1 protein-coding gene is annotated in these 684 nt (G+C 55.6%); it reads left to right on the top strand.

The genetic code is table 11. From position 1 onward, the window contains the following. Positions 1-684, top strand: a 684-nt coding sequence (locus tag CHK_RS14145) for an aminopeptidase P family N-terminal domain-containing protein (RefSeq protein WP_046444725.1), incomplete at both ends; no start/stop codon positions are given.

Genomic DNA, 684 nt, shown 5'->3' on the forward strand with positions numbered 1-684 from the left:
ACATTAGGGACAATGGCGGTAGACCATGAGCAGAGGATCGATTACGACAAGCTGAGGAAGGACCGCCTGGAGAAAACGCGGGAGCAGATGAAAAAGGACGGGCTTGGAGCGGTGCTGTTGTTCGATCCGGATAACGTGAGGTATGTGACGAGCACCAAGCTTGGAGAGTGGGTGAACAACAAGCTGAACCGTTATACGCTTCTTGCCGAAGGGCACGATCCAATCCTGTTTGAGATCGGCAGCGCAATCGGGACGAAGAAGATGCTGTGCCCGTGGATCAAGGACATCCGTCCGAGCAAAAACGATATGCGCGGGAGCATGACGCCGCTGTTAAAGTCGAATGAGAAGGTGATCGGAGAGGTGTACGAAATCCTCAAAGAGTGGAACCTTCACGAAGCGCCGATCGGGATCGACCTTCTGACAGTGTCGATGATGCAGGCGCTGGTGAAGTTTGGAATGGACGTGCGTGACGGGCAGGCAACGATGCAGGAGGCGCAGAAGATCAAGACGCACGAGGAAATCCAGCTGTTGGAGATCTCGGCGGCGATGGTGGACGGAGCATATTACGACGTTGTGGAAGCGATCAAGCCGGGAGTGCGTGAGAACGAGGTATGCGCGGTGATGCGCGGACGGCTGGTGGAAATGGGAGCGGAGAACGTGCACAACGTGAATGTGATCTCAGGG

The sequence above is a fragment of the Christensenella hongkongensis genome (assembly GCF_000981035.1).
GTDB classification, from domain to species: domain Bacteria; phylum Bacillota; class Clostridia; order Christensenellales; family Christensenellaceae; genus Christensenella; species Christensenella hongkongensis.